Annotated in this window: 1 protein-coding gene; it reads right to left on the reverse strand. The window is 36.5% G+C overall.

Annotation, left to right across the window (positions count from 1 at the left end):
- Positions 1-154: 154 nt before the first annotated feature.
- Complete coding sequence (locus tag ACFIMU_RS08700) at positions 155-844, reverse strand: hypothetical protein (protein ID WP_273791758.1); 690 nt, start codon at positions 842-844, stop codon at positions 155-157.
- Positions 845-882 lie beyond the last annotated feature (38 nt).

The following is an 882-nucleotide window of genomic DNA, read 5'->3' on the forward strand; positions in this document are numbered from 1 at the left end:
TCGAGTAAGAGCATGTTTGATTTTTTTGATTTCACTGGTTAATTCATATTTTTTGCACATAGAGATACCCTCACAATTTAATGTGATAAACATTTGATAAAATTTGGAATGGGAAAATTTGAAAGAGGGGCGCCCCCGCCGCGCCCGCGCGTCTTTACGCAGCGTTATTTTCAATAATCTTTACAACGGTATCGTTTTCATAAATTTCACAATCTTCAGGAATTCCATATGCATAATAAAAGTTTTGTTTGACATATGAATAACCATCTCTTTTTAACCTTGCATTGCCATGTACCAAACCTCTAATGGTGTGATAACCAGTCACTTTTGCATTCCCATAAACAGAACCATAGACCTTAACATACCCACCCACGCTAGCATTGCCATAAACCTTGCCATAAATTTTTGAAGAGCTACTTACAACAGCATGATCATAAACCTCAGCTTTGCTATAAATGCGTGCACTTCCTGTTAATTTTGCATTCCCATAAACCCTTGCATATTGATAAACCCACACCTTATCAGAAAGATGCGCATTATCATAAACATGAGCTCCAAAATACACGCGGGTTTTATCATATACATGCGCATTGCCATAAACAAAACCACCAATGGCAGCATTGCCATATACCCTTGCATTTTCATAAACACGACCAGATTTTACAACACAAGCATTATCATACACCCAGCAATTGCCATCATGAGAAAGGTTATCTTCCTTTTCAATAAAGCCCCCTAAAGTACCTGCTTTAACATCAGCAAAGTCTTTTAATGCTTTAATGCGATAAAGGGTATGATTATTAATTACACGCGTTTCATTTGTGAGTGCAAACTTCTTTTGCATGAGCACAATTCCTTTATAGAGATTTAAATTTTTAAATG

Origin of the sequence: Bartonella sp. AC70YNML (assembly GCF_042196545.1) — a bacterium.
In the GTDB taxonomy this organism is placed as follows: Bacteria; Pseudomonadota; Alphaproteobacteria; order Rhizobiales; family Rhizobiaceae; genus Bartonella.

What these genes read in the sequence shown, in the direction of transcription:
- ACFIMU_RS08700 (WP_273791758.1), bottom strand. Translation starts at nt 844, where the DNA reads ATGCAAAAGAAGTTTGCACTCACAAATGAAACGCGTGTAATTAATAAT.